Source organism: Halochromatium glycolicum (genome assembly GCF_016584085.1).
Lineage (GTDB): Bacteria > Pseudomonadota > Gammaproteobacteria > Chromatiales > Chromatiaceae > Lamprobacter > Lamprobacter glycolicus.
This window is the reverse complement of record NZ_NRSJ01000042.1, coordinates 19,572-45,956: the sequence shown is the minus strand read 5'-3', so window position 1 is coordinate 45,956 and position 26,385 is coordinate 19,572. Positions and strand designations below refer to the sequence as shown.

The following is a 26,385-nucleotide window of genomic DNA, read 5'->3' as shown; positions in this document are numbered from 1 at the left end:
GACCTTCAAGCGCCCGATCTCCTCGTAAAGCGGCGCCGTGGCCGTCTCAACCGTCGGCTCCTTGCGCGCCTTGCCAGACGCGAACAGCTCCGGCAGCTTCTCGAGCAGTTGCCGCTTCCACTGGCTGATCTGCGTCGGGTGAACCTGATACGCCTGCGCAAGCTCGCTGGCCGTCTTCTGGCCCTTCGCCGCCTCAAGCGCCACACGGGCCTTGAAGTCCGCACTGAGTCGTTTACCTTTGCTTCGGGTCATGTCGATGGCTCCTCTCGTCTAGGGCGAGGATAGCCTCCGAAGCTTTACTTCTCACCTGGTCCAAAAATCGGGGTCCACTTCAATGAGCACCAAGGCCGGCCGCGCCCGGCGATGGTGCGCCTCGAGGACATCGTCCATTCCCTGTCTTTGATGAACCGCTTCAATGGCGCCGCCTTGTTCCCGTACAGCGTCGCCCAGCACTCGCTGCATGTGGCTTCGCTGCTGCCGCCGGCGCTGCGCCTCGAGGGCCTGCTGCACGATGCGGCCGAGGCCTACATCGGCGACATGGTCAGCCCGCTCAAACAGATCATGCCGGAATACAAGGCGGTCGAGGCGCGCATCAACGCGGTCGTCGCCGACGCCTTCGGGCTGGTCCATCCTGAACCGGCGGCGGTCAAGCAGGCCGATCTGGCGGTACTGGCCGCCGAGCGCGTGCAGGTGCTCGGACCCTCGTACGGTCCCTGGTACAAGGACTTTCCGGAACCGGCGCCGATCCGCATCCACAGCCGGGATTGGCGGGACGTGAAGCAGGCCTTCGCCCATCAGCTGCGCACGGAGCTCGCCGCGCGGCATGCGAGCCGCCAAGCCTGACAGCGGAACCGGAGCTTCTCGTCACGGAGCGCCCTGGTCCGGTTGCTGTCCGAACCCTGACGACCCGTCCCACGCGGGCAAATCCACCGCGTTGTCGTGATCGAGATGGCAAGAACGAAAGAACCTGTAACCGCCGCGGTGCGGCTTCTGCGTCAAGCCGCGGTCCCTTTCGACGGCTTCTGCTATGCGTACAACGGCGGCGGTACCGCCGAGGTCGCACACGCGTTGGATGTTGATCTGCACCACGTGGTCAAGACGCTGATCATGGAGGACGAGCAGCAGCGGCCCCTGATCGTCCTGATGCATGGCGATCGCGAGGTTGCGACCGGCGCATTGGCCCGCCAGATTGGTGTGAAGCGTGTTCAGCCCTGCGCGCCGCAGACGGCCGACAAGCACTCGGGCTATCAGGTCGGCGGCACATCGCCGTTTGCAACGCGGCGATCCATGCCGGTCTACTGCGAGCGCAGCGTTCTGGCGCTCGAACGGCTCTATATCAACGGCGGCAAGCGCGGCTACATCATCCGTTTACGCAGCGCGGATCTGCAGCGGTTGCTCTCGCCGCAGCTGGTTGACGTGGCTGTCTGAGCACGTCGATCAGCACGGCCAGCGACAAAGGTTACTCGGCAACGATGGACAAGCTCACGCGCTTGCTGGCGCGCATCACAGTCGCACTTCTGCTGACGTTCTCCGGAGGGCAGGCGATGGCGATCGAAGAGCCGGATTATGCGGCGGTCCGAGAAGGCCGTGGTTTCGAGTTGCGCCGTTATGCGCGATCATTGACACACCGCGGAAGACTGGTTCAGCCGCGGGGTTCAGCCGCTCGACCTCGCCTCGACGCCGGGGCCATTGCCGAATTTCAATTCTCAGTAGATTAGCCGTTGCTAATATTGTCTGATCAGCCAATCCGAGGCGCCTGGCGGGGACCAATGCGCCCCAGTGAGACAGACAATGAGCGACCCTAAACACCGACCCAGTCGCGGTGATTCGACCCTATCACCCGCTATCCGACCGGCACGCAAACGCGGTCTGTGGCGACCATGGCTCAAGCTCGTCATCGGCCTCTTGGCCGGCTATGCCGTTGTGACCGCCGCGCTCGGCATCTATTGGTGCCAACAACCGCCGCCGCTTGATGTTCACGCGCTTGCGCAAGCGCAGAGCAGCGAGACGAGCGCGCCACCGGTGCCCGGCAGCACCTTCGTTGCGACCACCATCGCTGTGGCGGAGACGCTGCTGAACAAACCGGGCGGCTTTCTGCATAACGACCGCCTGCCCCCTGGAGTCTTGGTCGACAATTGCCCGAGCTGGGAATGCGGCGTCATCATGGCCCTCAGAGACGCCCTGCGCGCGCTGCGCAATGATTTCAGTCGCACGCAAACGCAGTCTGCCGAGAACCTCGACCTCAAACGCGCCGACCTGCAGTTTGCGATCGACCCGAAGTGCTGGATCATGCCGGCGGCCGAAGACGAGTACCAGAAGGGCATCGATGCCCTGAAGCGTTATCTGGACGCGCTCAACAACGGACGTGTGATGAATGGTCGTTTCTCTGTTCGCGCGGACAACCTGGCCGAATACCTGGCCCTCGTTGAAAAACGCCTCGGTAATTTCGGTCTGCGACTGAGTGCCAATAAGACGGCCGGGGCGATGCCCTCGTTCGCGCATGCCGGCAAAGCCGATCGGGCGGAGTCGGCGTCAGCACCGGCTGAAGATGCAATGATAGACGAGGCACCATTGCACTGGACGGCGCCAGAGCGCATCGACAACGTGTTCTATTGCGCGCGCGGCTACAGTTGGGCGTTCCGGCACTTCATGCAGGCGCTCCGGATCGATTTCGCGCCGGTGGTCGCGGATAAGACTGCGGGACCGACAATGGCGCAGATCGAGCGGGATCTGCGTGGAGCCAGCAAGCCGATGCGCAGCCCACTGGTCCTGATGGGTAGCGGCTACGGCTTCCTCGCAAACCACTCGATGGTCCTGTCGTCGTACATCGCTCGCGTCAACGCGGCGGTGCTGGACCTTCGGCTGCTGCTTCAGCAGGGCTGACGTCCGCGGCGCGGGCGGGGCTCAACGCTTGAGAACGATCCGGCTTCCTGAGGATCGTCCTCGGTGAGGCGAGCGTTGTACTGAGAACGGCAAGGCGGGTGGATGACGTCGTGCCTGATGCGCTCACCCGGATCAGGGATGCGGCCAAACATACCAACCAGATCGTCGACGACATATTGACGGCGGCGTGGCAAGAGGCGGGACATCTGCGGCTCAATCGCAAGACCATGGACTTGCGGACGACCCTCTGAACGCTCTTTCCGCGGCTCGAACGCCTCGGGTTCCGGGGTTGGAGGGACGGGCCCGCGATGGAGTCGTTGCACAGGTGGTGCTAGCCGCGCCCGCCTCCGTCTTCTCCTTCCGCAGATTCTCCCGGCTCATCGGCCCCATAATCGCCTTGGGCGTAGTCGGCGGCCGTGCTGCGCTTCGCCGTGTCGTCTCCGGTCATTGTTGCCAACGCCGCCGGGCTGGCCGCCTTGTCGCTGTCGGCCACGTGCAGATGCATATCGGTCTGCGGGAACGGGATCGAGATGCCGTTGGCATCGAACGCCTCCTTCACCGCACGGTGCAGGTCCCAATAGACCGTCCAGTAATCACCGGTCTTGGTCCAGGGGCGCACGATGAAGTTGACCGAGCTGTCCGCCAGTTCGCTGACCCGGATGTTCGGCGCCGGGTCCTCCAGCACCAGCGGGTGGTTCGCGACGACCTCTTCGAGCACCTGCTGCGCCCGCTCGATGGAGTCGCCGTAGCTGATGCCGAAGACGAGATCAACGCGGCGGGTATCCGAGGCGGTGACATTGGTGATGACATCGCCCCAGACCCTGGAGTTCGGGATCGTGATCACCTGGTTGTCGGGCGTGGTCACGGTCGTGGACATGATGGAGACGTGCTTGATGGTGCCGCCGAGACCGGCGACCTGCACGTAGTCGCCTTCATCGAAGGGGCGGTTGATCATGATCATCAGGCCGGCGGCGAGGTTGCCCAAGGTCTCCTGCATCGCGAACGCGATGATGAAGGAGGCGCCGCCCACCAACGCGAACAGCGGCGTGATGTTCACCCCCAGCAGCGCGAGCACGAACATCAGGCCGAAGGCGATGGTGAGCCAGTACACCAACATGACCAGGAAGCCGCTCAGCAGATTGGAGAGCTGCGGGGTGCGGTCGACGGCGCGGCGCACCCAGGCGCGCACGATCCGGGCGACGATCAGCAGGACGAAGAATGAGCCGACGATGACGGCGATCCGAAAGCCGACCGCGACGCCACCCTCGGGTGAGGTCAGCCACTTCAGGAAACCGTCGGCAAACTCCTGCAGCGTCAGCTGCGAGCGCCCGGCAGCGATGACCGCGGACAGGTAGGCCCGCATGGTCTCGACCTGACCGGGGTCCCCGCCCTTGGCTTCGAGGCTGGAGATCACGGCCGAGGCCTTCTCGAAGATGCGGTCGCGTTCCTCTACCAGCTCAAGCCGCTCCTTGCGCAGCGCGTCGGTCTCCGTCTCGGCGCCGTCGACGGCGCGGATCGCGAGGCTCTTGTCGATGACCGCCTGCGCCGCAGCGCGCGCCTGGTCCTGCCATGCCGCGGCGAGCGGGGCGAGCTCATCGGCGGTGAGCGGAACGAGCCGCAATTCCAATGCGTCAAGCGCGATGTCCGGATCATCAAGACCCGGCGGATAGACCGGCATTGTGTCCGGCGCGTCAGTGTCGGGGGTCGATTCTTGAGCCGTGCTCTCCTGCGACCAGCCGACACCCGTCGCCAGCGCCCACAAGAGCAAGACGACGGTGAGTCCGGCGCTGGTCATCCGCAGTTTCCCAAGCTTAAAACGCTTCGACATATTCGCTCCTATTGGATCGCTATTGAGATCGGCAACTATTGAGATCGGCAAATGGTCACGCAAAGGGGGGTGCCTGAATCGATCAAGCCAAGCGGCCATACCCAGCACTGGCGTAGCAAAAACCGCCCGCGAAAAGGACTGACAGTCTGCGAGCACGGCCGCCTGCAGCGATTCGGCTTCGCTTCCGGACTCAACCTGAACCTCGTGCAATGTATCGTCAGGAGTGGGATGTTGCTATGAGCGGCCGCTTGGCATGATCGTGAGTCCAGATCAGATGATCACTCTTGACTGCGGCGGTGACTCTCCATAATGGTCATATAGTTCACGATCGCTGCGACGACCCCCGCGACCAGACCCAGGATGATCACGGCCACCGCGAGCGGAACCAGGATGGAGCCGAGCAGGCGTTGCCACAGCACTGCGAAGGTGATGATGACGCCAAGCGCAAAGAAGCCGTGCTTGATGGTCATCCCTAGAAAAACCGGATAAAACCGCGGCTTGGGCGGCTTGATGGTGGTATAGGCGACGGCCGTCAGGATCATCGCCAGACTGACGGCGAGGGGCACCGCGGCGCCAAAGACGGTGTGCTCGTCGCTGCTGATTCCATCGACGGTCAAGGGCAGCGGGGCGTGGCCTGACAGCAGATACCACTGAATGGCGCCGTTGATGATCGCATTGATGACGCCGGATATGATCGCGCCTTGCGCGATACTTGATGGACTTGGTGCAGCTGTTTCTTTCGCAGTGGACATCGGTATCTCCGTGAACGGGCTAGGGCATTGTGGAACGATGCGGCCGGTCGCGCATCACTCCCGCTCGCAAGCCTGAGCGACTGGCGGGCACGAGCGATCAAAAGCCCCAGAACAACTGGAGCTGGGCGGTATTCCAGGGTTTGGCGTCCCCATCAGCGGCGTCTTTGATGGCCGCGCCTGGAAAGGCGATGCCGGTGATTCCCTGCAGGAACAGCCGGCTCGACACGGCCCAGCGGATGGTGAGCTGGATCTCCTCGCCGAGGTCATGGCTCGATAGGGTGCCGAGTGCCGGGTTGGCCCCGAGGTTGTTCTTCTCGTTGGCGACGTGCCTGTAGAGGTCGATCGTCAGATTGAGCCTCGCCGTGGGTGCGACGTTCAACCGGACCCGGTGCGTCTTGCGGTTGGCCTGGGTGAGCACCTTGTTGATCGAGATGCCCTGCAGCCACTGATCGAGACCACCGGAATAGAGGGTGTCGAAGCGCTCGTAGCGGGTCGTATCCGGGTCGTCGCCCGAGAAGGAGGCGAAGCGATAAGAGAGGCTCGGCGTCCAGGGTGTGTTCCGCGCGATCCAACCGGCCTCCGCATAGCCGGCCCAGGCGGCCATCGGGAAGTCGTCGTGCCACTGATGGGCGAGCTCGGCCTCCAGCCAGGCGCCGGGCGCGTCGGGCACCGCGCGGCGGCGCAGATGGCCGGCGACGGTCCACAGGCCCTCGCGCTGGCGCGGGCGGCCATCCGGCGCGCGGTAGCGGGTATCGGACTCGGGGACGTAGATGATCGAGCCATCCCAAGCCCAGCGCCCGGCGGGCTGGCGGCGCAGGTTCAGCCCGGTGACCCGCGTGTTGGACTCGATGGGCTGGTACTCGTTGGGGTCGAGCCAGAATGCCTGGGCCGACCAATCCCCAAGCTGTCCGGAGGCGAGGAGCGCAAAGTCGTGTGCGGTGCGGGGCGACATGTAGACGCCGGGCCTTGGCCCGGCGTTCCATTGCGAGCCGAACTGCGAGATCAGAAAGCCGCTGTTGAGCGTGAAGTTCTGGCGGCCGGTGGAGACCTTGAGCCGCCGGCGCGCGTTCGTTGGCGCATAGAGCAGACCCGCATAGGCCAGCTCCAGGTCGAAGCTCGCGCGGGGGTCGTCGCGAAAGATGTCGCGACCCACCGAGCCGGGGGCGATCGCAGACACCGCGCCAAACCCGTACAGGGCGTCGCCCGCCACCGGCGCGACGCCGCCCACGCCGATCTGGACGAACCCCTCGGCCCAGCTTGCCCGGTCCCCGGTGCCCGCACCCGCCGCCGGCCGTTCGACCAGCGGGTTGCCCCGCGTGAAGGTCTCGGGACTGTCGAACCAGGGATTGCCGTCCGAGTAGACGCCGAGGCCGCCGTTCAAGATGACCTGCAAGTGACGTCCGCCGCGGCGATAGAGCAGCGGGAAGTCAGCCAGGTCGCCCGTCACCAAGAGACCGCGCGGGGGCACCGCTGCTGCATCGCTCGCCGGTTGGACGGTCACGATGAGGCGGCGTCCGACGCCGCCGCCGAGGGCGCGTCCGGCAAACGCGATGGACCGGATCTCGGGGCGCGCCTCGAGCCTGGCACGGATGGCCGCACCGAGCATCGGGTCCCAGGAGTCGCCGGTGCGCAGGTTGAGCTCATCGCGCACGGTCGCCTGCAGTGTGTCGGCCCCGGGGGCATCCGGCGGTTCCACCTCGACGCCAATCGAGGTGATCGTCTCGCCGCCGTGCAGGGGCTGCAGGGCCTCGTAGCTCGGACCGCCGCCGATGCCGGCACCGCTCCCGGAGCCGGTCTGCGCGAGCGCGGCTCCGCCAGCCAGCGTCCAGAGCAGGCCGGACACCAGCGCCCCGTTGCACGCGAGCGCACAGAGCCGGACCGGGGCCGCACGGGCCGCTCTCTGCCGGTGCACTTGGTCAAGAGCCTGAGGCGTCGCCCTATTCGGGCATCAGGCGCACGCGCTTGCCGCCGCCCGAGACCTGGATGGTTTGGCCCGAGACCCAGCTGCCTGCCGGTGAGGCGAGCCACAGGAAGGCGTTGGCGATGTCTTCGGGTCGGCCCGCCCGACCCGTCAGGTTGTCCGGGTGTGCGAGCGCCTCCTGGGTCTTCTCGTCGAGGCCGGCCTCGGCGTAGCCAGGGGTGAGCACCGTGCCGATGAGCACCGTATTGACCCGGACCCGCTTGGCGAAGTAGTGGGCGAGCCCGAGCATCGCGTGGTTGAGCGCTGCCTTCGCGGCCGAGTAGGCGATGAAGTCGAACGCCGGCAGCACGCCGACCAGGGAGCCGGAGTTGGTCACGGTCGGGTTGGTTGCCTGTTCCAGATGCGGCCGGCACGCCGCGGTCATCCGCAGCGCGGCAAGCGTATTCAGTCTGTAGCTCTCGATCATCTCCTCGGCCGGCACAGCGAGCGGGTCCGGATAGGCCCGGCCCCAGCCGACGTTATTCACCAGGGTCGAGATGCTGCCGAAGGCCTCGGCCGTCTTGGCGACGCAGGCATCGATCTGCTCGTCCTTGGTCACGTCGCAGGCCATTCCGATGACCTCACTGCCGGTCTCCTCGGCGATCCTCTCGGCGGTGGCGTTGGCCTTGTCGCCGTTGAGATCGGCGATCATCACCTTGGCCCCGGCGCCGGCGAAGCTGCGCGCAATGGCCTCGCCGATGTTCTGGGCGCCGCCGGTGACGAGGGCCACATGGCCCTGCATCCGAAAATCGTTGAAGGGATCGAATTGGGGCATGTCTCGCTCCTAACCGGGCAGCGCCGGAACCGATGAAGGACCTGTTCGAAGACGGCGATCGATGCCGTGTTCGCGGGTCGGTGATCACCGCGAACAAAAGCGACAGCGGCGCCTTGAGGACGCTCAGTCGAGCTCCTGAACCCCGCCGCCGGAGATGGTCAGGATCTGGCCGCTGATCCAGGCCGCGGCCGGCGAGCAGAGGAAGAGCGCAGCGTTGGCCATGTCCGCAGGCTCGCCAAGGCGTTTGAGCGGCGTGTGCTCGAGCATCTTTGCCTCGATCTCGGGCGTCAGTACCTTCTTCAGCGCATCGGTGCGGGTGGCGCCAGGGGCGATGGCATTGACACGGATGTTCTTTTGTCCGAGATCGAATGCGATGTTGCGCGTGAGGTGGTTCTCGGCGGCCTTGGAGGCCCCGTAAGAGGCCATCCGCTGGTTCTTGTTCTCGCCGGCCATCGAGGTGATGTTGAGGATGGCGCCGCCACCGGCCTGCTCCATGTAGGGCGCGGCGAGCTGGCAGAGCCGGAACACCGAGAACAGGTTCAGCTCGAAGGCCAGGCGCATGTCGGCCATCGGCATGTCGAACGGCTTCGGGCCGCCGCCACCGGCGTTGTTGACCAGGATGGTTAGGCGGCCAAAGGTATCGATAGCAAGGTCCACCGCGGCGGCGAGGTCTTCTTCCTGAGTGACATTGCAGGCGCCGCCGACGGCCTTGCCGCCGGCGTCAGTGATCGCCGCGGCGACCTCCTGGGCCGCGGCGGCATCGCGGTCGGTGACGGCGACCGCCGCACCCGCGGCAGCGAAGGTCTCGGCGATGGCACGGCCGATGCCGGCACCGGCGCCCGTGATCAGGGCAACCGCGCCATCCAGTCGAAAAGTGAGCGGATCATACATAGTGTTACCCAGAGAATTGATTGGAAAATGGTCTGAGTTTTTCCGCCCGCGTGTAGCGCCGCCGCGCTGCCAGTAACAGCGCTAGGTTGGCCACCGCCGCGAACACAGAAGCCCAGATCACCAGTGCGAGCAAGCCTTCCGCCCGCGTCAACCAGTCCTCACGCTCGGCAGCGATGCGCTCGCGCACCTCGATCATCAGCTCGTCGATGGGCTGCATGATGGCGTGCTTGGCACGCAGGTAGTCCACCGAGAACAGGGCCTCAACGGCCGCCTCGGGGCGCTGCGCCTCTACCGCCTCGAAGGCGGCGAGCTCGACCTCGGCGAGCCCCTCGGATTCCGTTTCCGCCTCCTGTAGCAGATCCATCTCGGCCGGGGTGAAGGGTAGACCCTCGAGGATGTTGCGCAGGGATTGCGGATAGAGAAGCGGATGGGCATTAGAGCGGTAGGGCTCGATCAGGTCCCAGTACACGCTCTCATAGTTCTTCGGGCGCAGTGCCTCGCCGCGCCGGATGTCGAGCACCTGCTGGTACAGGTCGCGCCAGGCCGGGTCGCCGGTCGCCGCATAGCTGCGCGCGAAGCGGGAAAGGTAGTCGGAGCTCTGGCGCAGGGTGTAGGTGGCCAGGAGCATTTCGGTCGCCTGCCGATCCCGGACATGGGCCGCCTCGATGCCGCCGCGAAGCTGCAGGACCGCCCACGCCAGGACACCGATGATCACCAGCTCCACGATGACGGTAATGATGAGGAACCGGGAGGGCTTGCGTGGTTGCTTGCCGTTGCTGCTCATGGTCTAGTCTCGGCGGATGACGGCGCGCTCGACGCCGGCCGCCTCGAGCGTGGACAGGAGGTGGGCCATGATGCGGTGCTTTTCATAGAGGAACGCATCGTAATCCGCGGTGCTGATGTAGAAGGAGATTTCCATTTCGACCGCGTAGAGGCTGATCGTGGCCAGGCCCACGCGCACGTTTTCATCGGCGACCATGGGGTCGGCGAGCAGTTCGCCGCGGAGCCGCTCCCGGAGCGCGAGGATCGCCTCGACGGAGGCATCGTGGGAGACATGGATCGTCTCCAGGACGCGGATCTTGCGCCGCTTGGAGAGGTTCACAACCCGGTCCGTGGCGATCGTGCTGTTCGGGATGGTGACCGAGGTATCGTCCACGGGGCGCAGCCGCGTCGAGCGCAGCCCGACCTGTTCCACGGTCCCCATGATGTTGCCGACGCTGACGAAGTCGCCGCGGGTGAAGGGCCGGTCGCTGGCGATGATCACCGAGCCGAACAGGTTGGCGAGCAGGTCCCGGGAGGCGATGGCGAGGGCGAGACCACTCACGCCGACGCCGGCGAGTACGGTCTGATAGGGCATCCCGAGCACATCCGCGATGGCGATCAGGGCGCCGACCACCAGCAGGATGCGGGCGAGTCCCGTTAGTAGGGTGACTGCGACATCGTCGGCGGTGCTCTCGGTGCGCTTCGCGAGTCGCGCTAGGACGCTGTTCGCGGCGGTCACGGCACGGTAGAGCAGCCAGGTGATCGCGACGATGAGCAGCACCCAGCCCACCGCGTAGAGCGGCCCGGAAAGCCGGTCGGGAAGGCCGAGCGCGGTCGCGCTGATCACCCACGGGACGCCAACGGCGACCAGCCGTGAGAGCAACATCCTCCCGGCCCGGGCGCGCTCGATCCGGCGCAAGCCCAGGTGCAGCACGAACGGGAGCACCAACGCCAGGACCACCACCCCGAGCCACTGCCAGAGCTCGATGCCCGCGAGCTCGATGGTGAGCGTCGGGGACAGGTCATTGGCGCGGGATCGCCACCAGAGATAAGGGGTGTCGATGTGGGGGTTGCGGACATTCTCGAAGGAGACTGGGACCGTGCGCACCGCGTCGTGGAGGGCCTTGATGCCGTCGAGGGTCTCGGCGGTGAACTGCCAGCGGGGCTGGCCATCGGCATCGACCGTGCGCGCCAGCACGATGTTCCCCACCGGGTGCTGATACAACAAGTAGGGCCGTCCGCGCGCGGGATCGTCCGGCAGCTCCTCCAGGGTGAGATGACCGATGTGGTTGAGCACGCCGGCCATGAAGGTTGCCAGCACGGGGAGTCGCGAGTCGCGCAGTTTTTCGCTCACGGCCGAGAGGTCGAAGGTGCGGCTCACTAGCTCGGTGCCGTCCACGTCCCAGCGTGCCATGCCGACGATGAAGGCCTCCAGGGTCTGGCGCGGGCTCGCCAGCGCGAGGTAGGCCGTGGGGTCGATCTCCTTGCGTCCCCTCGCCGCCAGCAGGCGCGCTAGCTGGGCCTCCAGCTGCGCCGCTTCCGGCGCCTCGATGCGCCAGAGATCGAAGACGTCGCGCTGGAACCGAAGGGTGACCGCTTCGCCGGTGCCGGCCTGCTCGAACTGGTAGGTGAACCCTGGTTCTGATTGACCTGGCTCGGTCTCACGCGCCGGGCGGATCTCGAAGATGCGAAAGGTGGTCTGGGTCAGGACGTCGTAGAGGAGACGCGCGCGTCGGGACTTCTCGGCGAAGGGCGGGTCGCCGGCGAAGTAGAGGGCCGAGAACATCGCCTGGAGCCCGGAGATCTCGCCCTGACGATAGGCGCGCCCGGCGGCCATGAAGGAACGCACGGTACGGCCCGCGTCGCGCAGATCGATGTCGAGAGTGCCGACGTCCTCCTCGTCGATGCGGCGCCCGTTCCACCACTCGCCCGATCCGATGGAGCCGGAAAAGGCCTGGCCATCGGGCGTGAGCGAAAAGACAAAGGTCCCCTCGCCATTGGGAGAGCGCCAGGTACCGCGCAATACGCCGTCCTTGGCGACGCCTTCGAGATGGCCGTTGTAGGGAAAATAGGTGCCTACCACGCGATCGCTGTCCTGGCGCAGGCTGACATAGGCGTCCTCGCCGCTGCTGTAGGCCTCCCAGAAGCCCTCCCAGGGGCCGTCGGCCCACGCGGCTTGGGTCGCCGACAGCAGGGCAGCGGCGAGCATCCACAGGAGCACGGAGCGTGCCTTCACGGCCACCCCGGGGGCGACCAGGCGCCTGCTGACATTGTTTGCATGATGGGTCCACATTCGGCGATGAGGGCTAAATAAGGTAGCGGCTGCGATCCGGACAGTCGATCCCATGACCGCTCATTTTGGGCGGCCCCAGCGTTGTCACCCGCGGGTTCATCGTGAAAAACTCAAGTAAATGGCCTACCCAATCCGGGCGTGCCCGATTTCGAGTCCTCCATGCTATTGACTACTGCCCGATCGCTCCGTCGGCTCCATCTTGTCGTCCTGGCGCTGGTTTCGCTGATGCTGGTCCTCGGCATCAGCGGCTGTGGAAGCACCAAGGTGACGACCGCCCAGAAATCCATTGCCTATAAGGATCGTCTCTACAACATCAGCGTGGTGCGTGAAGTCCGCGGCGTTCGGGAGGTCATCCTGCCCAGCGGTGAGGTCCGGGACCTGACGACGCTCGGGGACCGCGCACGGCGCGATCTATTCGACGATTACGACGCAGTTCGGGTTCGAATGAAGGTCATGTTCGACGAAACCGAGCTGGTCTACTTCGATCGCTCGGTGCGCAATCGGCGCGACCTGAACGAACTCGAGCGGCGGTTCACGAGTGCGATGGAGCGGATTCGTCGCTTCACCGCCAATCGCCGCCAGACCCAGCTCGATCTCGGTTGAATCTCGCCCCGTGCCCGCCTCGGCGGCGATCACGATGGGCGCGACGAGTTTCCATGCAATCTCTTTCCCGATACGTAATGGCGGCACGGTGTGCGCTACTGCTGACCCTTCTTCCCGCCGCCTCGGTGCTGGCCCAGGACCAGGTCATCCTCAAGAATGGCGACCGCATCACCGGCGAAATTCAACAGATCTGGGGCGGCGAACTGCTGATCGAACCGGCCTATGCCGATGAGTTTGCGATCGAACTGTCGGCGATCGAGCAGGTGCTGACCAACCGGTCCTTCGAATTCGAGCTAGACGACGAACGCAAGATCACTGGCACCCTCGAGGTCGATGAGGCGGGCGGGATGATGCTGGTGACCGCCGATCGGCGGCAGCCGATCGCATTGACCGACATCGAGGAGCTCGAGGAAATCAACGCGGGTTGGGACTGGAAGGTGCGCACCGACCTATCGCTGGACGGCAGTGCGGGTAACTCGGAGGACAACCAGTTCACATGGCAGGGGTACGGCCGAATTGCGAACGACACGCATCGGCACGAGGTGAACCTACGCATTGACCAGGCCTCGCAGGACGGCGTGACGTCGCAGGATCGGATGCGGGCGAACTATGTGTATAGCTGGTTCATGTCGGATTACTGGTTCCTGCAGGCCGGCATCGGCGGCGAACGTGATCCGGTGCGCGATCTCGATCGGCGCGTGAGCGCTGGCGGTGGCCTGGGCTACCAGTTCTTCGATGATGCGGACCGTCGGCTCGAGGTCTCGCTCTCCGCCGTCGGCATCGACGAAGCGCTTGGCGGCGATACAAGTCAATCGCTCGCGGCACGCTGGAGTGCCGATTTCCGGCACGACCTGCTAGGCGGCGATCTCGAATTTTTCCATGACCAAAGCGTCTGGCATTACCTGAGCGGTCGCGACACCACGCTGATCCAAACCTCGACTGGCTTTCGCTGGGACGTCTGGGCCGATATCTATTTCAATACTCAGTTCGACTGGGACTATGAAACCGACCCGGCGCGGGGGGCGGAGAAAGAAGACATCCAGTATATGCTCGGCCTCGGCGTGGAATTCGATTGACCGATCGGGCACGGAGCTTCGCATGCCGCGCAGGAGCGGCACGCCGGGCCGAAATCCACGCCGCCGGTTCACTGACTTATGCGGGCAGTGGTTCCTCGCGGTTCAAAAAGATGCGTTGTCGCGGCAGCTCGGGCTGGGATGTAGCGGTACGTCCTCAGGGTTCGCTCGATGGCGGCAGAGGGGCGCCGGCCATCGCTTCATTGCAGGCTGTGACGACCGTGAGCAGATAGTGCATGGTCGCCTCGGTCGCGGGTGCCAGATCCGCTGCGGCCTTGTTGGAGGCGATTAGAAAGCCCTTGTCGCGGCGGATGATCCAGCCAGTGTGCAGCAGTTCCTTGACCTTGCGGCGAACGGTTTCCCGTGGGATACCGCTGTGGTCGGCGATGGACTGGACATTGATCGGGGCGGGCTCGCCGCGGCGCTCGAGCCTCATGAAGTGCTCATAGCATAGGCCCTCGATGGAGTCATCCTTCAGCGTGCGCGAGCCGATGATGGCAAGCACCAGCATGCGATCGAGGTCGCCGTCGAAGTGCCGTCGAAGCGTCACCAGCAGATCACAGAAGGCATTGTTATGAATGGGCCAGATACGGCCGAAATGGGCTTTCAGGGAGTCTTGGTCGAGGTTCATGACCGCTCTGCTTTAAAAGAACCCTATTTTGGGCACTTGGCACCTTCATGGGCAAGTTGATGCTTGAGGCGCTGACCGCACGCCTTTATACCTTGCAAGTCTAAACAGCTTCTAGAGACCGATCCGGTGAACACTACATCGTCTAGGCCCCTGCTCGGGGCCGTCTTCATCCTGTCCGTGGTCATCTGCGGGGCCATCGGCATCTGGAGCGTGCTGGCACCGGACGCCGTGGCTGGCGCCGCCAATGCACTGACCGGTTTTGCGCTGACGACGCTGGACTGGCTGTTCCTGATGCTCTGCACCAGCTTCGTCGTGCTCGGCGCGGTGCTGGCACTCGGGCCCTACGGCTGTTCGAGATAGTCGTCCGGGAAGGTCCAGATCGGGCTGCCCGGAGTGCGTGTGAGTCCGCGCTCCTGTGGCGCCAGGTCGTAGCGCAGGCTCAGGACCACATCACTGCTGACCCAAGGGCTTTCGCGCAGGTAGCCGTGGCCGCTACCGCTGACCGCGCCTTCCGCGTTGCTGACGTCGATCACGCGAAGCCTCGAGTGGCTGCTCAGGAAACGGCGTGCTTGCTCGGTTTCCATCTCGCCGATCAGCGCCTCGCCGGCGCGCTGCCGGCGGAACAACAGCTTGGACAGACTCAGCGCGGAATCCGCGGAGGATTGATAGATCGTCAGCGACTTGGGCACGCGCAACGCCCCGTCGAGCAGATAGCCGCCGAGGATGCCACGGTCGATGTCGCTGCCGACCAGGATCACCTGTCCGAGCCGGAGCCGTCGGCGAATCTCATCTTCACTCATAAAGCGGCTGTACATGCCCAGATCGGCCAGCATCCGTGCCACCAAACGCGTCCCGGCGCTGTAGCCGATCACATGGATGTTCTCGACCGCATCCTGTTCCGACAGGAAGGCGATGAGCATGCGCAGGCCACGGGCCGAGTTGAGGGCATCGTCCAGGTCGGACCAATAGGCCAGCGTCTTGCGGGTCGACGGCCAGCTGTAGGCGATGAAGGCACCGTCGTTACCCAAGAAGTGCCACAACTCGCCGGCAACCAGGACCGGGTTTTCGTAGTCCACCTTGTAGCCGTGGACGTAGATGTAGACGTCCTTGTTGGCGGCGGCGGCCAGGCGGGCATCGAGCGCGGCGGCGAAGCGGTCGCCAGGCACGGGAGAGCGCTCGACCCCGTCTGCGAACGGCGGCACGCTGCGCTCGAGGATGCCGTATTCATCGACGCTGCCGACCTGCAACGGGTAGCGGCCGCCGCGATTCTTGAGCAGGGAGATGCGGCGCAATTCCGCCCAGGTCAGTGGTTGGTGGCCCGCGGGTTCGATGCAGGCCTTGCCGAGGCGCAGGACGTTCGCGCGCTCGTCGCTGTAGTAGGCGAAACGCTCCGGCTCCGCGGTCGGCGCCCGATCGGTGGCGTACAGAATGCACGGCGGCGGGCTATCGGCGAGAGCGGCGCTGTTGTCGAACGGGTCGATGCGGCCTTCGCCGTAGATCGCCGGGGCCGGCATCAGAGAGACCTGATCGGCGGGCAGTTTGTTGATGGCGCATCCGGCCAGAAGCAGGGTGCCGAGGGCGAGGTAAGCATAGCTGTCTGCTGCGGCTTGCATCGGATAAAAATCGGCAGATATTGCTCCCGGATTTCAGAGGAGCTGGTGTGAACAGGATAAAGGCACCGACAGCGCGGCCGATCGGCCATTACGCACGGCTGGCTAATCTGCTTCCGCTTGGCAAGCGATCTGCCCGGACTCCTCGCCAAGCCTCGGTTGTGGATCTGCTCAGGCCGGTCGGATCACAGTCGCTCGAATCGTCATGTAATTGACCGTGGCCGCCACCACACCCGCGACCAGTCCGAGCATGACGACCCCAACGGGGAGCGAGATGATGACCGACCCGAAGAGCCGTTGCCAAAGTACCGCCAAGGTGACGATGACGCCGAGTGTGAAGAAGCCGTGTTTGACCGTCATCCACAGAAAGGTTGGGTAGAAGGGCGGCCTTGGTGGCTTGACGGTGGTGTAGGCGACGGCGGTCAGGATCATGGCGAGACTGACCGCCAGCGGGACTGCAGCGCCGAAGACGGTGTGCTCGTCGTTGGAAATGCAGTCGACGGTGAGCGGCAGCGGGTCGTGGCCGGCGAGCAGATACCACTGTATGGCGCCATTGAGCAGCCCATTGATGACACCTGTGATCGCGGCACCGATTGCGATCTTCGATTCATGCGGCGCCGATGCGCTCTGCGGATTCGACATGCATCTGTCCCCGATGAATGGCTTGGTTGCAGTCTAAGACATCGATCGCGGCGCTTGTGCTGATTGCCGCGTCTTTGTGCCCAAAATGGGCAGGTTTATGCTTTCGGTTGCACGCTTTGGGAGCCAAAGCGCTGGACTCTCAGGCATGGAAGGCTGTTGATTTAACCTGAACCTCACGCGATTCATTTTTCGGGTGGCGCCGCGCCATGAGAGTGAGGTCACCGGAAGTTGATGGGCCTGTTCGGCATTGGCTCGGAGTCGCTCAGGTTGCCATCTTGGGGCAAAGCGGGCGGGTGCTGAAGACGGTATCGCCGCAGAGGATCTCGAGCGAGCCGTGCGGTGCCATCCAGCGCGGCTCGGCGCGATCATCCTCAGCTGGTCACGGGGTCTTTCATCCGAAAGAGCACGGCATACAACAGCGGCACGACGATCAGAGTCAGCAGGGTCGCAAAGGCCAAGCCGAACATGATGGTCACCGCCATGCTCTTGAAGAAGGGATCGAGCAGCAGCGGCGCAACGCCGAGGATGGTGGTCAGGGCGCCCAGTACCACCGGCCGGGCTCGGCTAGCAGCGGCATTGAGCACCGGCGCGAGCCCTGGCGCGCCGGCCTTGCGCTCGACATCGGCCTCGTCGACCAGCACGATGGCGTTCTTCACCAGCATCCCGATCAGGCTCAGGAAGCCGAGGATGGCCATGAACTCGAACGGCACCTGGAACAGCAGCAGGCCGACTGCCACGCCGACAATCGCCAGCGGCACCGTGAGCCAGATCACCAGCGGCTGACGCAGCGCGTTGAACATCACCACCACCGCCAGGATCATGGCCGCGAAGCCATAGGGCGCCGAGAGCGCGAGCCCGGCATTGGCCTCGCGCGAGGCCTTGTCCTCGCCGTGCCATTCCAGCGCATAACCCGGTGGCAGCGCGATGGCCTCGATCGACGGCTTGAGCCGCTCCAGCAGTGGCCCGGACAGCTTGCCCGGTAAGGGATCGGCCTGCGCCTTGAGGGTCGGGAAGCGATCGACCCGGCGCACGATGGCATCCACCCATTCCAGATCGGTCCCCTTGATCAGCTGGCCGACCGGCAGGTAGCGCCCGGCGGTGGGGCTGTAGACCTGGACATTGTTCAGCGCGGCGGCGTCATCGCGCTCCGCTTGCGGTGCCCGGGCGATGATCGGCACCAGGGTGTCGCCCTCGCGATAGACCCCGACCTGGGTGCCGCTGAAGGCGCGGTTCAGCGCGGCGCCGATCTGGCTCGCATCGACCCCAGCGCGCTCGGCGGCCACCCGATCGATCTCCGGGCGCAGCACCGCCACCTTCTCGCGCCAGTCGTCCTGCACCGCGACCGCGCCTGGGTCGGCGGCCATGATAGCCTTGGCCTCCTCGGCGAGCTGGCGCAGCACCGCCGGGTCTGGCCCGCGGAAGGCGGCCTCGATCTTCTTGCCGCCGCCGCGCCCGAGCATGAACTTCCAGACCTTGATTGCGGCGTCCGGGTGCGCGGCGCTCAGCTCTTCCTGCAGCTCAGCGACCAGCGGGGCGATGCGACGGAAGTCCTCGACATCCACCAGCAGCTGCCCGTAGGCGCTATTCGGCTCCTCGGGGGCATAGGTGAGCATGAAGCGCAGCCCGCCCTGGCCGACGAAGCGCGTGGCATGGGTGACGCCGGGCTTGGCGCGGACGGTCGCTTCGACCTCGGCCAGCTCGGCCGCCGTGGTCTCGATATCGGTGCCTTGGGGCAGGTAGAGATCGACGACGAACTGCGGCCGCGCCGACTCCGGCATGAAGCCGGGCGAGACGAAGCCGAAGCCGACGACGCCCGCCGCCAGCAGCGCCAGCAGCGCGAGTCCGGTGCCGAGTCGATGGCGCAGCAGCGTCCGCAGCAGGGCACGGTAGCGATCGAGCACCGGATGGCGTTGCACCTGCGCCGGGTCGGCCGCCTTGACCTTGAGCAGCTCGACGCAGAGCAGCGGGGTGATGGTCACCGCCAGCAGCCAGCTCAGCAGCATGGAGTACAGAATCACCCAGAACAGCGAGCCGGCGTACTCACCCATGTCGGTCGGCGAGAGCCCAATCGCGCTGAAGGCGAGAATGCCGACCGCGGTGCCACCGAGCAGCGGCCATTGGGTCGCCTGCACCACCGCGATGGCCGCCGTGCGTCGATCCTCGCCGCGCTGCAGTCGCACCAGAATGCCGTCGGTGACGACGATGGCGTTGTCGACCAGCATGCCGAGGGCGATGATGAGCGCGCCGAGCGAGATACGCTGCATGGCGATGTCGTCCAGAGACATCGCGATCAGGGTGCCGGCCACGGTCAGCAAGAGCACGATGCCGACGATGACCCCGCTGCGCAGCCCCATGAAGAGCACCAGCACGCCGATGACGATGACCAGCGCCGCGATCAGGTTCCCGACGAAGCCATTGACCGCCTCGCGCACCGAATCGGACTGGTAGGAGACGCTGTTGAGCGTCATCCCGACCGGGCGCTGCGACTCCAGCTCGGCAAGCCGCGCGCGCACCGCATCGCCCATCGCGACCACATTGCCGCCGGCGACATTGGAGACGCCGAGGCCGATCGCCGGCTGGCCGTCGTAGCCCACCAATACCGATTGCGGCTCGACCAGGCCACGGCGGATCTCGGCGACATCCTTGAGGAAGATCAGCTGATCGCCACCGCCCGCGCCGAGGACGATGTTGCCGATCGCGGCCACCGAGTCGGCCGCGCCCTTGGGGACGATGCGGATGCGCTGTGGGCCGATCTCGAGGTCGCCCGCGGCTGAGACCGCATTGTGCTCACGCAGCGCGGCGTCGATCTGCGCCTGGCTGATGCCGAGCTGCGCAGCCCGGGCGGCGGCGATCTCGATATAGATGGCATCACGCGGCGCGCCCAGGGTCGCGACTCTGGCTACGCCGGGCACTAGCACCAGCTCGCGCTCGAGGATCTCGACATAGTCCCGGATCTGCTCGAGCGAGTAGCCCTCGCCGGTGACGGCAAAGAAGAGCGCGTAGACGTCGCCGAAGTCGTCATTGACCACCGGCGGCCCGGCGCCCGGCGGCAGCGCGCGCTGGGCATCGGTGATCTTGCGCCGTAGCTTGTCCCACACCTGCTCCAGTCGGTCACGGCTGCGCGCGAAGGGCAGGTCGATCTCGACCTTGACCCGCGACAAGCCCAGGCTAGAGACCGAGGTGATCTCCTTGACCTCCTGGAGCTGCTGCGCGGCGCCCTCGATCACATCGGTGACCTCGTCGGCGACCTCGCTCGGCAGCGCGCCGGGGTAGGGGGTGGCGATCACGGCCTCGCGGATCACGAATTCCGGGTCCTCGAAACGCCCGAGTCCTTGATAGCTGATCCAGCCGCCGATCAGCAGTAGGGCGCAGGCGAGCCAGGCGATGGTGCGCTTTTCGAGCGTGGCGGCAGCGATGTTCATGGCAGTCTGTTCTGTCAGCGCTTGGTTAGCAGCTCGTTAGCGTCTCGTTAGCGCTCAGCTAGCGTCCCGTTGGTGCATCTTTAGCGCCTCGTTAGCGTTCGGACGCGAGCGGATGCACGCGCATCCCCTCACGCAGCTGATGCACGCCAGCGGTGACGATCTGCTCACCCGGCATGAGTCCACTCAGCACCGCCACCTCGCTGCCCTGGATGGCGCCGGTCTGAATCGTGCGCTGGCTGACCTGGCTGGTCTCGGGGTCGACGACCCAAACCCTCGGCGTGCCATCGGACGCGGCGACGATGGCGGCGAGCGGGATTAAGACCGGTGACGCTGGCGCTGGGGCTGCTTGTGGCGAGCCGTCGTCCTCCGCAGGCGTTGCGTCTGCCGTATCGGCGTCGGACGTTGTCGCTGTCAGGCTGTGAGCTGGACCCTCGCCTGTCTCGACGCTGTCCGCTGGACCTGTGATAGCGGCGGTTTGCTCCGTGGCGGCATCCGGCAACACCTCGACCGCCATGCCAGGCAGCACCCGCAGGTCCGGTGGCTGGCTGAGGCCGAGCACCGCCTCATAGGTCTGGGTTTGCGGGTCGGCCTCGCTGGCGAAGGACTTGAGCGTTACCGGGAAGCGTCGCTCCGGCAGATCAGCGAAGACGGCAAAGGCCGCAAGGCGCTTGGGCTCGCTGCGCACCACGCGCTCTGGGACATGGATGACGATCTCCAGCGCATCCGGATTCTGCAGGCTCACCACCGGCTCCTTGGCCTGGACGTTCTGGAAGCTCTCGGCCAGACGCCGGGCGATGAGGCCACCAAAGGGCGCAGTCAGGCGGGTGTCGTCCAGATCCTTCTGTGCCGCCGCAAAGCGCGAGCGGGCGACGTCGACCGCGGTGCGCTTGCGCTCTACCTCGGCGCGCGGCACCGCCTGGCTCTTCTCCCAGAGCTGTCGCAGCCGCTCGTACTCGGCACTGGCTGCCTCGAGCTCGGCCTGGGCCGCGGCAAGCGTCGTTTCGTAGCTCGCCGGGTCAAGGCGCGCGATCAAGGTGCCCGCGGACACCGCTTGGCCTTCGACGACCGGCAGCTCGACGATCTGCCCCGGTACATTGAAGGCCAACTCCACACGCTGCACCGCCCGCACCCGACCCGGGAAGCGCAGGTCCACCCGCAGGGTGGCCGCCGTCACCTCCAGGATCTCCGCGGGACGGGAGACGTCGGCGGGCTCGGTTGGCGGAGGCGCGGACGGCTGGCATCCGGCAAGAACGACCGAGACCACAAGGGCGACGGTCATCCGCTGACGGCGGCTAGATGCGCGCTGCGGCTTCCGCCCCCATCGGCCCCCAGGTTGGGCGGTCGTGTTCTTATGATTGGCGGTCATGGGCGACTGACATATCCTGAATCGAGCGAGCCAAAGGCATTGAGTATGATCACTTGAGCCGTCAAGCGCTCGCTGGTATCGCCCGAATTGGGCGGGGACGGACAGCCAAGATCAATGCCCTCACCAGTTCCAGGGCATCATGCGTCCAGCGCGGCCCATCGTTGAATCGACGCTCGCGGCCATGATGGCCATCTCCCCGCGCATTCCCTGGACTTGGGTGGCGAGTACCGGCAGCGCGTCCATTTTGCGGTCCATTTCCGCAAGTCGGGCGTTCATGGCACGCATGTCGTCTGCCATCGCTGCGACGACGCGGTAGAGCGCCGGCATGACCTCGACCGACCGGCTCATGCTTGACAGCACCAGTGCCACCGTCGCCCCAGCATTAAACTCGGGCGAAACCTGAACGTATTCCCGCACCAGGGCGGTTTGCGCCTCGAATTGCTCGAGCCGTGCGCGTTCCGCGGGCTCCAGGCTCGCAAGGAGCTGCGCTCGTCGCTCCAGAGCGGCTTCGGGATCGATCTGGGCGACTCGGGGCGGCGCGATCTGAGCCACGAAGTCCGTTGTGGCGATCAAGCCGAGATAGATCCCGCCGCCGAGGATCAGCAGCGTGCTGAAGACAAGCCCGATCCGAAGCCGGCGCTCGCTCCGACGCGCGGCCTCGTAACGCGCCTCGAATCGCCGCAGGGATACAGTCAGCTCGCGGATGGCCGCTGACATCTGTGCCTGATCATCGGTTGGATTGGACATGGATTCGCAGCCTCCGCGGCGGTCGTCTTTTTGTCTGCGAGCCTGATCTCATGGCAGGTACGGCTAACCTCCGGTTGCCCTAGCGTCCATTGGTGGACGAAGGCTGGGCCGGGTGACGCAGGTACAGTCGAATCAACACCACAAGGGCGATGATCACAGCCAGGTTGGCCAGCGAGCCGACCGGCGAGATGCCGATGCCGTCGCGTCGCTCCGGTGGCGGCTGAAAGGCGACCAGGGCGGCCGGCAGGCTCGGGTCCAGGCGCACGTCCACATCCAGCGCTTCGCGGATGCGGGCGACGGTGCCCGCGGCGACCGGCAGGTTCTGGCCAATGGCTGCTGAGCCTGGTCCGACCACGCCGATGGCGTCGGCCGGGTCTGGGCGCGCCGCCGCTAGCACGACCTGACTGCCGAGGGTGCGCAGGGGCTGCTTCTGCCCCGGATAGCTGCCGGCCGGGAGGGTCACCGGCTGCAGGAAGGGGAAGGCCAGGCGGTTGCCGCTTGTGCGCCAGTTGTCGATCGGAGCAAGCCTGAGGCCTGATGTGAGCAGCTCGTCGATGAGCGGATGCCCGCTCTCGGCCATGATCAAGAGCCCGTCGAGCTCGCCATCGCGCACCTGGGATGCCTGGGCGCGGAACGCAGCCAAGCCGGTGGCCTCATTGGTCACCAAGCGCGCCTGGGCCGCCTCGACGCCGGTCTCCAGGAAGGCCGCGGTGCGGGCCGTGACGCCCGTAGCCGGCCCGACACCGAGCTGGGCCTCGGCTGCCCAAGTCGCGCTGGCCTGATCCGGTCGCACCAGCAGATGGAGCAGGTCGAACCCCACTGGTACCAGCGCGTTGGCGTCGCCGCGCTCGGGCCGGCCGCCGGTCTCGGCGAGGGTGAAGAGCTCCGGGCCGGCGACCAGTGCGTAGCGGACCTCGCCGGCCAGTAGCGGTGTCAGCGGGTCATGCACCCGGCGCACCTCGATGCGACGCCCTGGAAACGCCTTGCGCAACGCCAGCACGACCTCGGCCGCCTGTCCCGCGGCTGCATCCAGGCCACCGACCGCGATGCTGAAGGGGCGAGCGAGGGGGCTCTGGGTTGTCGGAGAGAGCTGCGGGTCGAGGAAGCGGGCCACTGCATCGTAGGGGTCGGTCCCGAGGGTGGTCACCTCGGCGATGAGGTCGCGCATGGCCTCGGTACTGACGCGGTCTTCGAGTGTCGTCAGGGCCTCCGCGACCGGCGGACGACGCTGCAAGAGTGCTGCGCGCGTGACCGGGGCAGCGGCATAGGCGGGGAAGAAGTCGCCGTCATCGGCCAGCACCACGAGGCCGAATTCCGTGATCTGCGGGTCGGTGACGAAGCCAATCGCGAGATCGATCTCCCCGTCGAGCAGCGCGGTGTAGAGCTGGTCTTTGCCGGTCGGCGTGCTCCCGACCAGCAACGTCGGTTCGGCGCGCAGCCCATAGTGGCGGACCAAGGGCTCGTAGCCATCCCGGGCGCGGGCGCGAAACTCCTCGGTCATGCCGATGCGTAACGCCCGTGGCGCATCGGCGAGTCCGCTGAGTGTTGCCGGATTTGCGGCAGCGGCAGAGCCGGGACGCGCGAGCACGGCATAATCGTTATCGAATCCTAGCATCGGCCCAAGTGCCAGGCCGAAGGGCGCAACGGCTTGCTCGGCTGCGGCGTAGGACACCGCCGGGTTGCCGGCCAGCGGTTCTCCGGACAAACCGAGCAGCGAGCCGGTGTAGTCCAGGTAGAGATCGATCTCACCCGACCAAACGGCGCCGATAGCGCCGAGCCCGGTCCGTTTGGTGTCGTCCACCTCAGCGGCTATGCCCTGGGCTTGAAAGGTCTGGGCGAGGAGTTGGGCCGCGATCTGCTGCTCAGCGAAATCCTTGGCGCCGACCCGGATCGGGCGCTCGATGTCGCTGCAGCCGGCAAGTGTGAAGACGGCCAGGAGCATGAGAAGACCGGCTGCGCGGCGAGCGCCGTCTCGCTGGCGAACAGGGCTGATGAAGGTCATGCCGGTCACCTCCGCTCTGCAACCGCAGCCGTGGCAGCCGAGGTATTCGTGGCAGCATTGGCAGCAATGGCGGTCTCGGCAGCCGCCGCCAGCGGCCGCTCCTCTTCCCGCAGCGTGCGCAGGAAGGCGACGATCTGCAGCAATAAGACCAGCGCGAAGGGGATCGCCCCGGTGACGGCCAGGGTCTTGGCGACCTCGACACTGCCGCTCAGCAAGGTAGCGATGGTGATGGCGAGAATAATCAGTGCCCAGATCAGCTTCACACCCGTCGATGGGTCCAGCGTGCCCTTGCTCGACATCATGCTGACGACGAAGGTGCCACTATCGGCACTGGTGACCAGAAAGATGAAGATCAGCACCAATGCCGCTGAGCTCAGCAGCTGCGCCAGCGGCAGGTAGTCGAAGAGCGCGAACAGGGCCTTGGTGACGTCATCGTAGACCAGGTCGGCCAGTCCGCCCGAGCCCTGCAGTTCGACGAAGATGCCAGCACCCCCAAAGGTCGCGAACCAGAGCATCGAGAACAGCGACGGAATCAGCACCACCCCGAGCATGAACTCGCGGATGGTCCGACCGCGGCTGATGCGGGCGATGAAGACGCCGACGAAGGGCCCCCAAGCCAGCCACCAGATTAGATAGGTCAGGGTCCAGCCAGCGGTCCAGTCGGTCAGATCTTCGAATGGATAGAGCCGGAACGACATCGCCGGCAGGTTGTTCAAGTAGTCGCCGAGGGTGGTCGTGAAGGTCTCGAGGATGAACTGCGTCGGCCCAACGAACAGGATGAACAGCATGATCGCGACCGCGATCGCCATGTTCAGGTTGGATAGGATCTTGATCCCCTGGCCGAGCCCGGTGCTGGCGGAGATGAAGAAGCAGACGGCCAGCACGCTGACGATGAGGATGCTCACCCATTGGGTCGGCGGCACCCCGGCCACCTCGCCGAGGCCGGCACGCACCTGCAGGGTACCCATCGCCAGCGATCCGGCCAGACCGAGGATCACCGCCACCACACCCAGGGTGTCCGCGGCGGTTGCCAGCGGCCCCACCAGCCGCCCGCGGAAGGCGTAGCGGATCGGCGTCGAGATCAGCCCCGGCGCGTTGCGGCGAAAGACGAAGTAGGCGATGACCAGCGCACAGACGGCATAGATGGACCAGGCGTGCAAACCCCAGTGCAGGTTGGTCAGTACCATCGCCAGGCGGGCCGCCTCCGACGTGCCACCCTCGATGCCGGGTGGGTCGGTGAAGTGATAGATCGGCTCGGCCGGGCCCCAGAACAGCAGCCCAGCGCCCATGCCGCCGGCGAACAGCATGGCGATCCAGGAGAGGGTTGAGAATTCGGGCTCGTCATCGTCGGCGCCGAGCTTGATCTTGCCGTAGGGGCCGAGCGCCAGCGCCGCGCCCAGGACGACGAAGCTGGTGCAGAGCATCAGGAAGAACCAGTCCAGTGTCGTCAGGGCGAAGCCGGTGAGTGCATGGGCGGCGCCGGCCAGCATGTCCGGCGCAAGCACGCCCCAGACGCCGATCGCACCGCAGATGAGGACGGAGAGTGCAAAGACGCCTCCTAGTGTCGACTTGGACCTTGCTGGTTTGGGCATCGGCATGTCCTGTTTGGCGGAAGGGTTTGGTCCGCGCGGGGTATCACATCCCACATCGATAAACGCGCACACTTATGAGAAGAGTGAGTCCCGGTTGCCCGGATCGGTCAGTCGAGCTCCACGCCGAGTCCGACCTTGTACCAGATGTCTTGGTTCTCCACGCCCTGCGGCGGATCGGTCCCATAGCCCCAGTCGAGCTGAGTGTTGAAGATTAGCTGTGTCTGGAGGCGATTGGCGATGAAGCGACGCATCTGCTCGATTGCATCTGCGAACCGCTGTTCGAACTCGTTGATGTCGCCGCGCTCGCACCCCGAGAAATTGTCGGTGCGATCCTTCTCGGTCATGGACGGCTGGGCGGTTGTTGCCTTGGTGCTTTCGCAACCGTTTGCGCCGGGGACTCGCGTCAGCGAAGGCAACGCCAAAGCGACGCGATCAAGAGGGCAGACCGCTCGCGCGGTACTGGGCGTGACAGAGGAATCGAACAGGATTCAGCAGCTAGTATAGGGACCGGTTGCAGCCCTCACCAAATCGGAATCGCCCAAAATGGGCGGTT

25 protein-coding genes are annotated in these 26,385 nt (G+C 65.6%); 8 read left to right on the top strand and 17 right to left on the bottom strand.

Annotated features, from left to right (window positions below; translation table 11 throughout):
* On the bottom strand, positions 1–252 hold a 252-nt coding region (locus CKO40_RS18515), incomplete at its 3' end, for a transposase (RefSeq protein WP_200347934.1).
* A gap of 111 nt (positions 253–363) precedes the next feature.
* Here CKO40_RS18515 and CKO40_RS18510 point away from each other — a divergent pair.
* The 5 genes from CKO40_RS18510 to CKO40_RS18490 all read left to right on the top strand — a co-directional run bounded on the left by CKO40_RS18510 (position 364) and on the right by CKO40_RS18490 (position 3,134).
* Positions 364–843: a hypothetical protein gene (locus tag CKO40_RS18510; protein ID WP_200347933.1), complete on the top strand. Its 480-nt coding sequence runs from the start codon at positions 364–366 to the stop codon at positions 841–843.
* Between the two features lie 105 nt (positions 844–948).
* Complete coding sequence (locus CKO40_RS18505) at positions 949–1,428, top strand: YbaK/EbsC family protein (protein WP_200347932.1); 480 nt, start codon at positions 949–951, stop codon at positions 1,426–1,428.
* 44 nt (positions 1,429–1,472) lie between these two features.
* Positions 1,473–1,718, top strand: a complete 246-nt coding sequence (locus CKO40_RS18500) for a hypothetical protein (RefSeq protein WP_200347931.1) — start codon at positions 1,473–1,475, stop codon at positions 1,716–1,718.
* Between the two features lie 73 nt (positions 1,719–1,791).
* Positions 1,792–2,883 (top strand): DUF2333 family protein, encoded by a 1,092-nt coding sequence (locus tag CKO40_RS18495; RefSeq protein WP_200347930.1) that lies wholly within the window; start codon positions 1,792–1,794, stop codon positions 2,881–2,883.
* A 110-nt stretch (positions 2,884–2,993) separates the two neighbouring features.
* On the top strand, positions 2,994–3,134 hold the full coding sequence (locus tag CKO40_RS18490) for a hypothetical protein (RefSeq protein ID WP_200347929.1): 141 nt from the start codon (positions 2,994–2,996) through the stop codon (positions 3,132–3,134).
* Between the two features lie 80 nt (positions 3,135–3,214).
* Here CKO40_RS18490 and CKO40_RS18485 read toward each other — a convergent pair whose 3' ends face one another.
* The 7 genes from CKO40_RS18485 to CKO40_RS25215 all read right to left on the bottom strand — a co-directional run bounded on the left by CKO40_RS18485 (position 3,215) and on the right by CKO40_RS25215 (position 12,087).
* Positions 3,215–4,711, bottom strand: a complete 1,497-nt coding sequence (locus CKO40_RS18485; protein WP_200347928.1) for a mechanosensitive ion channel family protein — start codon at positions 4,709–4,711, stop codon at positions 3,215–3,217.
* Between the two features lie 278 nt (positions 4,712–4,989).
* Positions 4,990–5,463 carry a hypothetical protein gene (locus CKO40_RS18480; protein WP_200347927.1) on the bottom strand — a complete coding sequence of 158 codons (474 nt, stop codon included), beginning with the start codon at positions 5,461–5,463 and terminating at the stop codon, positions 4,990–4,992.
* Positions 5,464–5,560: 97 nt separating this feature from the next.
* A complete protein-coding gene (locus CKO40_RS18475; RefSeq protein WP_207173729.1) occupies positions 5,561–7,375 on the bottom strand; it encodes an alginate export family protein in 1,815 nt (604 codons plus the stop codon).
* 25 nt (positions 7,376–7,400) lie between these two features.
* On the bottom strand, positions 7,401–8,198 hold the full coding sequence (locus tag CKO40_RS18470; RefSeq protein ID WP_200347925.1) for an SDR family oxidoreductase: 798 nt from the start codon (positions 8,196–8,198) through the stop codon (positions 7,401–7,403).
* Positions 8,199–8,321: 123 nt separating this feature from the next.
* Positions 8,322–9,089, bottom strand: a complete 768-nt coding sequence (gene hdhA / locus CKO40_RS18465; RefSeq protein ID WP_200347924.1) for a 7-alpha-hydroxysteroid dehydrogenase — start codon at positions 9,087–9,089, stop codon at positions 8,322–8,324.
* A gap of 4 nt (positions 9,090–9,093) precedes the next feature.
* Positions 9,094–9,873: a hypothetical protein gene (locus CKO40_RS18460; protein WP_200347923.1), complete on the bottom strand. Its 780-nt coding sequence runs from the start codon at positions 9,871–9,873 to the stop codon at positions 9,094–9,096.
* Between the two features lie 3 nt (positions 9,874–9,876).
* On the bottom strand, positions 9,877–12,087 hold the full coding sequence (locus CKO40_RS25215; protein WP_200347922.1) for a mechanosensitive ion channel domain-containing protein: 2,211 nt from the start codon (positions 12,085–12,087) through the stop codon (positions 9,877–9,879).
* Positions 12,088–12,303: 216 nt separating this feature from the next.
* Here CKO40_RS25215 and CKO40_RS18450 point away from each other — a divergent pair, with 216 nt between their 5' ends.
* Positions 12,304–12,747, top strand: a complete 444-nt coding sequence (locus tag CKO40_RS18450) for a hypothetical protein (RefSeq protein ID WP_200347921.1) — start codon at positions 12,304–12,306, stop codon at positions 12,745–12,747.
* Positions 12,748–12,800: 53 nt separating this feature from the next.
* Positions 12,801–13,823 (top strand): DUF481 domain-containing protein, encoded by a 1,023-nt coding sequence (locus CKO40_RS18445; protein ID WP_200347920.1) that lies wholly within the window; start codon positions 12,801–12,803, stop codon positions 13,821–13,823.
* A 154-nt stretch (positions 13,824–13,977) separates the two neighbouring features.
* Here the strand turns inward: CKO40_RS18445 and CKO40_RS18440 are convergent, their stop codons facing one another.
* Complete coding sequence (locus CKO40_RS18440; RefSeq protein ID WP_200347919.1) at positions 13,978–14,451, bottom strand: helix-turn-helix domain-containing protein; 474 nt, start codon at positions 14,449–14,451, stop codon at positions 13,978–13,980.
* A gap of 126 nt (positions 14,452–14,577) precedes the next feature.
* Between CKO40_RS18440 and CKO40_RS25210 the strand changes: the two genes are divergently transcribed.
* The gene (locus CKO40_RS25210) at positions 14,578–14,811 is read left to right on the top strand and encodes a BCCT family transporter (protein WP_200347918.1); all 234 of its coding nucleotides are present in this window, start codon (positions 14,578–14,580) and stop codon (positions 14,809–14,811) included.
* On the opposite strand, the gene CKO40_RS18430 is transcribed toward CKO40_RS25210, so the two are convergent.
* The 8 genes from CKO40_RS18430 to CKO40_RS18395 form a co-directional block, all read right to left on the bottom strand.
* Entirely contained in the window at positions 14,793–16,064 is a 1,272-nt protein-coding gene (locus CKO40_RS18430; RefSeq protein WP_200347917.1) for an alpha/beta hydrolase, read from the bottom strand. The two genes, CKO40_RS25210 and CKO40_RS18430, sit on opposite strands and share 19 nt — an antisense overlap.
* A gap of 168 nt (positions 16,065–16,232) precedes the next feature.
* Complete coding sequence (locus CKO40_RS18425; RefSeq protein WP_200347916.1) at positions 16,233–16,703, bottom strand: hypothetical protein; 471 nt, start codon at positions 16,701–16,703, stop codon at positions 16,233–16,235.
* Positions 16,704–17,074: 371 nt separating this feature from the next.
* The gene (locus tag CKO40_RS18420; protein ID WP_200347915.1) at positions 17,075–20,125 is read right to left on the bottom strand and encodes an efflux RND transporter permease subunit; all 3,051 of its coding nucleotides are present in this window, start codon (positions 20,123–20,125) and stop codon (positions 17,075–17,077) included.
* Positions 20,126–20,216: 91 nt separating this feature from the next.
* Positions 20,217–21,299, bottom strand: coding sequence for an efflux RND transporter periplasmic adaptor subunit (locus CKO40_RS18415; protein ID WP_200347914.1), 1,083 nt, complete (start codon positions 21,297–21,299; stop codon positions 20,217–20,219).
* Positions 21,300–21,611: 312 nt separating this feature from the next.
* Positions 21,612–22,238: a hypothetical protein gene (locus CKO40_RS18410; protein ID WP_200347913.1), complete on the bottom strand. Its 627-nt coding sequence runs from the start codon at positions 22,236–22,238 to the stop codon at positions 21,612–21,614.
* Between the two features lie 79 nt (positions 22,239–22,317).
* Complete coding sequence (locus CKO40_RS18405; RefSeq protein WP_200347912.1) at positions 22,318–24,180, bottom strand: glycine betaine ABC transporter substrate-binding protein; 1,863 nt, start codon at positions 24,178–24,180, stop codon at positions 22,318–22,320.
* Positions 24,181–24,245: 65 nt separating this feature from the next.
* A complete protein-coding gene (locus CKO40_RS18400) occupies positions 24,246–25,832 on the bottom strand; it encodes a BCCT family transporter (protein WP_200347911.1) in 1,587 nt (528 codons plus the stop codon).
* 107 nt (positions 25,833–25,939) lie between these two features.
* Complete coding sequence (locus CKO40_RS18395) at positions 25,940–26,176, bottom strand: hypothetical protein (RefSeq protein ID WP_200347910.1); 237 nt, start codon at positions 26,174–26,176, stop codon at positions 25,940–25,942.
* Positions 26,177–26,385: the final 209 nt, after the last annotated feature.

Excerpts from the sequence above, each read along its gene's own strand:
- CKO40_RS18440 (WP_200347919.1), bottom strand. The coding sequence starts at position 14,451 with ATGAACCTCGACCAAGACTCCCTGAAAGCCCATTTCGGCCGTATCTGG.
- CKO40_RS18495 (WP_200347930.1), top strand. The coding sequence starts at position 1,792 with ATGAGCGACCCTAAACACCGACCCAGTCGCGGTGATTCGACCCTATCA.
- CKO40_RS18470 (WP_200347925.1), bottom strand. The coding sequence starts at position 8,198 with ATGCCCCAATTCGATCCCTTCAACGATTTTCGGATGCAGGGCCATGTG.
- CKO40_RS18485 (WP_200347928.1), bottom strand. The coding sequence starts at position 4,711 with ATGTCGAAGCGTTTTAAGCTTGGGAAACTGCGGATGACCAGCGCCGGA.
- CKO40_RS18500 (WP_200347931.1), top strand. The coding sequence starts at position 1,473 with ATGGACAAGCTCACGCGCTTGCTGGCGCGCATCACAGTCGCACTTCTG.
- CKO40_RS18410 (WP_200347913.1), bottom strand. The coding sequence starts at position 22,238 with ATGTCCAATCCAACCGATGATCAGGCACAGATGTCAGCGGCCATCCGC.
- hdhA (WP_200347924.1), bottom strand. The coding sequence starts at position 9,089 with ATGTATGATCCGCTCACTTTTCGACTGGATGGCGCGGTTGCCCTGATC.
- CKO40_RS18405 (WP_200347912.1), bottom strand. The coding sequence starts at position 24,180 with ATGCTCCTGGCCGTCTTCACACTTGCCGGCTGCAGCGACATCGAGCGC.
- CKO40_RS18505 (WP_200347932.1), top strand. The coding sequence starts at position 949 with ATGGCAAGAACGAAAGAACCTGTAACCGCCGCGGTGCGGCTTCTGCGT.
- CKO40_RS18420 (WP_200347915.1), bottom strand. The coding sequence starts at position 20,125 with ATGAACATCGCTGCCGCCACGCTCGAAAAGCGCACCATCGCCTGGCTC.
- CKO40_RS18425 (WP_200347916.1), bottom strand. The coding sequence starts at position 16,703 with ATGTCGAATCCGCAGAGCGCATCGGCGCCGCATGAATCGAAGATCGCA.
- CKO40_RS18460 (WP_200347923.1), bottom strand. The coding sequence starts at position 9,873 with ATGAGCAGCAACGGCAAGCAACCACGCAAGCCCTCCCGGTTCCTCATC.
- CKO40_RS18445 (WP_200347920.1), top strand. The coding sequence starts at position 12,801 with ATGCAATCTCTTTCCCGATACGTAATGGCGGCACGGTGTGCGCTACTG.
- CKO40_RS18400 (WP_200347911.1), bottom strand. The coding sequence starts at position 25,832 with ATGCCCAAACCAGCAAGGTCCAAGTCGACACTAGGAGGCGTCTTTGCA.
- CKO40_RS18480 (WP_200347927.1), bottom strand. The coding sequence starts at position 5,463 with ATGTCCACTGCGAAAGAAACAGCTGCACCAAGTCCATCAAGTATCGCG.
- CKO40_RS18450 (WP_200347921.1), top strand. The coding sequence starts at position 12,304 with ATGCTATTGACTACTGCCCGATCGCTCCGTCGGCTCCATCTTGTCGTC.
- CKO40_RS18510 (WP_200347933.1), top strand. The coding sequence starts at position 364 with ATGGTGCGCCTCGAGGACATCGTCCATTCCCTGTCTTTGATGAACCGC.
- CKO40_RS18395 (WP_200347910.1), bottom strand. The coding sequence starts at position 26,176 with ATGACCGAGAAGGATCGCACCGACAATTTCTCGGGGTGCGAGCGCGGC.
- CKO40_RS18430 (WP_200347917.1), bottom strand. The coding sequence starts at position 16,064 with ATGCAAGCCGCAGCAGACAGCTATGCTTACCTCGCCCTCGGCACCCTG.